General features: G+C 67.3%; 4 protein-coding genes and 1 pseudogene. 2 read left to right on the top strand and 3 right to left on the bottom strand.

Annotated features, from left to right (window positions below; translation table 11 throughout):
* Positions 1-413: M48 family metalloprotease (locus tag Q0U08_RS18115; RefSeq protein ID WP_367271160.1), on the top strand; the 413-nt coding region annotated here is incomplete at its 5' end.
* On the opposite strand, the gene Q0U08_RS18110 is transcribed toward Q0U08_RS18115, so the two are convergent.
* Positions 410-1,711, bottom strand: coding sequence for a UDP-glucose/GDP-mannose dehydrogenase family protein (locus Q0U08_RS18110; protein ID WP_298093068.1), 1,302 nt, complete (start codon positions 1,709-1,711; stop codon positions 410-412). The genes Q0U08_RS18115 and Q0U08_RS18110 overlap by 4 nt on opposite strands.
* 137 nt (positions 1,712-1,848) lie before the next feature.
* On the opposite strand from Q0U08_RS18110, the gene Q0U08_RS18105 reads away from it, so the two are divergent.
* Positions 1,849-2,190, top strand: coding sequence for a hypothetical protein (locus Q0U08_RS18105; RefSeq protein ID WP_298093067.1), 342 nt, complete (start codon positions 1,849-1,851; stop codon positions 2,188-2,190).
* A gap of 172 nt (positions 2,191-2,362) precedes the next feature.
* Here the strand turns inward: Q0U08_RS18105 and Q0U08_RS18100 are convergent.
* Together Q0U08_RS18100 and Q0U08_RS18095 are read right to left on the bottom strand one after the other, a co-directional pair.
* Positions 2,363-3,388 (bottom strand): annotated as a pseudogene (locus tag Q0U08_RS18100) (family 43 glycosylhydrolase); the annotation flags it as partial.
* Positions 3,389-3,409: 21 nt separating this feature from the next.
* On the bottom strand, positions 3,410-4,270 hold an 861-nt coding region (locus Q0U08_RS18095; protein WP_298093066.1), incomplete at its 5' end, for an arabinan endo-1,5-alpha-L-arabinosidase.

Genomic DNA, 4,270 nt, shown 5'->3' with positions numbered 1-4,270 from the left:
TCGGCGTGCGCTTCTTCGAGCGGTTCGACGACGACATGATCGCGGTCGTCGTCGCGCATGAATTCGCGCACAACATCCTGAAGCATCGCGAGCGGCTGGACACGGCAGGGATCAAGCGCGGGCTGCTCTCCGAGTTCGGGCGCAACGGGCGGCTGTTCCGCCAGACCGAGAGCCAGGCGGACCTCCTGGGCATGCACCTGCTGCGCAATGCCGGCTGGGATCCGCAACTGGCGGTGCGGTTCTGGCGGGAGCATGGCGGGGAGGTGGATGGGGGACTGTTCCGCAGCCGCACGCACCCGTCGTCCAAGGCGCGCGGCGACGCGGTGGCCGCCGAGATCGCGGCGATCCCGGCGGGAAGCGCCCTGCCCTACATCCCGCCGGTGCTGGCGGAGCGGGACAAGCCGCTGAATTAGCGCCCGATCGCGGTGTAGCGGAAGCCGGCCGCCTCGATCGCGTCGCGGCGATACACGTTGCGCAGGTCGACCATCGTGCGCGTCGCCATGATCTGGCCGAGCCGCTTGATGTCGAGCGCGCGGAACGCGTCCCATTCGGTGACGATCACCACCGCATCGGCGCCCTCGGCCGCTTCATAGGCGTCGCGGCAATAGGTGAGGTCGGGCATCATCGCCCTGGCCGCCTCCATACCCTCCGGATCATAGGCGCGGATGGCGATACCCTCGTCAGCCAGACACTGCGCGATCGCGATGGCGGGGGCGTCGCGCATGTCGTCGGTATTGGGCTTGAAGGTCAGGCCGAGCAGCGCGATCGTCTTGCCGCGATGATCGGCCCCCAGCGCCTGGATGACCTTGCGGCCCATCGCGCGCTTGCGGCTGTCGTTCACCTGCACCACCGCCTCGACGATGCGCATCGGGCTGGCGGCATCCTCCGCGGTCTTGAGCAGCGCCAGCGTGTCCTTGGGGAAGCAGGATCCGCCATAGCCGGGGCCGGCATGCAGGAACTTGCGGCCGATGCGATTGTCCAGCCCGATGCCGCGGCTGACGTCCTGCACGTCGGCGCCCACCGCCTCGCACAGATCGGCAATCTCGTTGATGAAAGTAATCTTGGTCGCTAGGAACGCGTTGGCGGCGTATTTGGTCAACTCCGAGGTACGGCGGCCGACGAACAGGATCGGCGATTCATTCAGGTAAAGCGGCCGGTAGATCTCGTGCATCACGCCGCGTGCGCGTTCGTTGTCGGTGCCGATGACGATGCGGTCGGGGCGCTTGAAGTCGCCGATCGCGGCGCCTTCGCGCAGGAACTCGGGGTTGGATACGACCTGGATGTCGTGCTGCGGCGCCACGCGGCGCATGATCTCCTCCACCCGGTCGCCGGTGCCGACGGGCACGGTGGATTTGGTGACCACCACGGTCGGGCCGGTTACGGCGCCCGCCACTTCCTCCGCCGCGGCAAAGACATAGGTCAGGTCGGCATGGCCATCGCCTTTGCGGCTGGGCGTGCCGACCGCGATGAACACCGCGTCCGCCCCCGCCACCGCGCCGGCCAGGTCGGTGGTGAAGGACAGGCGCCCCGCCGCGACATTGGTGGCGACGAGCTGGTCGAGACCGGGCTCGTAGATCGGCATGCGGCCGGCCTTCAGCGCGTCGATCTTGCGTGCATCCTTGTCGACGCAGATCACGTCATGACCGAAATCCGACAGGCAGGCGCCCGAGACGAGGCCGACATAGCCCGAGCCGATCATCGTGATACGCATAATCCCAAACGTCCCTGTGGCGAGGCCTGGATGATGCCCCGGAAAAGCGGTGGTCTAGCCGATTGGTCCGTCTTTTCCAGCAGCCTTGGGTCAGGGGCGCGATTGTGCGGCGGCGCGGGATCGGCAATGGAAGGGCGATGAACATTCCTGCGCTCTATGCCGACCTGATCCAGTGGATCGCGGGCGGCACCGGCATGTCCGACAGCATCCTGCACGTCCATGCCGGGATGATCGTGCTGTTCCTGGCCCGTATCGTCACCCGCCGGTCGCTGTCGACGCCGATCCCGCTGGCTTTTGTCGCGCTGGCGGAGGCAGGCAACGAGATACTGGACCGGCTGCATTACGGGTCGTGGCGGTGGGAGGATACCTCGTCGGACATCGTCAATACATTGTTCTGGCCGACGGTGCTGTTCATCGGCCTGCGGCTGCGCCGGCCCAAGGAGCCCGTCACGGTGCCGGCCAAGGACGCCGCCGAGTAAGCGACAGCAACATCCGGGTTTTTCCCGGATAGAAGCGGCCCCGCCGTTCGCCCAAGGAGCCGCGCGTGGCGGCTGGTGAGGGAGCGCTGGCCGTCACATGCACATGCGGCATGGGGGTGTCGCCAGTATCGGCCATGACGCTGGCGACACCCCCATCCCTGGCCCGTCAGGCAAGCGGACCGTTCGCCACCGGCGGGTTGAAGATCGGCACGCCCTTCGCATCGTAACGGATCCGCTGCACGCGGGTGTGGCGGTTCGGATCGAACAGTGGATCGCCCTTGATCGCCTCATAATCACGCGCGTGGAAGACCAGCATGTCGCGCCCGCGCTCGTCCACGGTGAAGCTGTTATGGCCCGGCCCGTAGATCTTGTGCGCGGGCGAGGAGGTCATCACCGGCACCGGGCTCTTTTCCCATGCCGAGGCGTCCATGATGTTGGCATCGTCGCGCGCGGTGAGCATGCCCATGCAGTAGCGCGCGTCGGTGGCGCTGGCCGAATAGGTCATGAACAGGCGGCCGTTGCGCGCCAGGATCGCGGGCGCCTCCGCCACCTTGAAGCCGCGGATTTCCCAATCCAGCGTCGGCACGGTCAGGCGCACCGGCGTGGCGGCAAAGGTCAGCGGGGTGGCGAGCGGCGCCAGATACAGGTTCGAGTTGGTCTCGATCCCCGGCTCGCGCTGTGCCCAGGCCATGTAGCGCTTGCCCCGGTGCATGAAGACGGTCGAATCGAGGTTGAAGCTGTCCCACGGCGTCTGAAGCTGGCCGAGCACGCTCCACTTGCCGGTCATGGGATCGGGGCCGTCGCACACCACCGCATAGGTGCGGATGCGGAACACATCCTCGCCGCCGCCGCTGGGGCCGGCGGCGAAATACATGATCCAGCGGCCGTCGATCAGGTGCAGCTCAGGCGCCCACAGGAAGCCGGACATCGGACCGGTCTTCTCATGCCGCCACAGCACCGCCTCCTTGGCGGTGGACAGGCCGGCGATCGTGCGCGACCGGCGCAGCACCAGCCGGTCATATTCGGGCACCGATCCGGTCAGGTAATACCAGCCATCGGTATGGCGGAACACCTGCGCATCGGCGCGGTTGCGCACCAGCGGGTTGACGATCGTCGCGGCCTTCTTCTGCGCAAAGGCGGGCACGGCCGCCGCGGCGGCGGCACCGGCCAGGAACAGGCGGCGGGTGGGGTCGGACATGTCGCTCTCCATCGATATCGTTCAGTTTACCGCAGTCGGCCAGCCATCGGCACCCCAGCGCAGCGGCGCGATCCGCAGCGTCGGCGCGCCCTTCGCCTCGCGGTCATAGGCGTGATAGACGACGTAATCGGTGCCGTCGGTGTCGCGGAAATGGCCGGCATGGCCGGGGCCGCGGAAACGCCCCTTTTCCTGCAGATCGGCACGGAGCAGGATGGTGCCGCCGCCCTTCAGCATGGCGCTGCCGTCCTTGCCCAGATAAGGCCCCTCGACCGTCTTCGACCGCGCGACGACGGTGTAATAGGTGCTGGCATTGCCCTTGCAGCAATAGTCGTAGCTGGCGAGCAGCCAGTACCAGCCGCCATGTTCAAAGATGAACGGTGCCTCCACCGGCGCAGGCGCACCCGCCGGAGCGGGACGGCTGGCGATGGCGATCGGTTTGGCCTTGGGGTCGGCGGGTTTGCCCGTTTTCCGGTCAAGCGCGAACAGCTTCAACCCGCTCCAGAAGCTGCCCAGCGACAGCCAGTCCCGGCCCTGCTTGTCGCGGATGAAGGCCGCGTCGATCGCGTTGAAGTCATCGGCCGTGGTGGACATCACCACCATCCCCTCGTCACGCCAGCCATAGCCGGGCTTGGCGGGGTCGAGCGTCGGCGTGGTCAGCAGGCCGATCGCCGAACGGTTCGATCCAAAGGTAGAGATGGCATAATAGAGCCGGTAGCGGCCATCGACGAACGAGATGTCGGGCGCCCAGGCGTTGGATGATCCCGGGATCGCCGTCTTCGCCCAGGCGGGCAGCGCGGCCAGCGGCGCGGGCGCCCGTTCCCAATGCACCATGTCGCGCGAGGTGCGATGCGCGATGATGCCGTCCGGCCCCTTGCCCAGCCC

It is taken from the genome of uncultured Sphingomonas sp. (genome assembly GCF_946477935.1).
GTDB lineage: Bacteria > Pseudomonadota > Alphaproteobacteria > Sphingomonadales > Sphingomonadaceae > Sphingomonas.
Note: the sequence above shows the minus strand (reverse complement) of the source record. Positions and strands in the feature narration are given on the sequence as shown.

Bases quoted from the DNA above. Each gene is read 5' to 3' on its own strand.
- Q0U08_RS18105 (WP_298093067.1), top strand. From the start codon at position 1,849: ATGAACATTCCTGCGCTCTATGCCGACCTGATCCAGTGGATCGCGGGC.
- Q0U08_RS18110 (WP_298093068.1), bottom strand. From the start codon at position 1,711: ATGCGTATCACGATGATCGGCTCGGGCTATGTCGGCCTCGTCTCGGGC.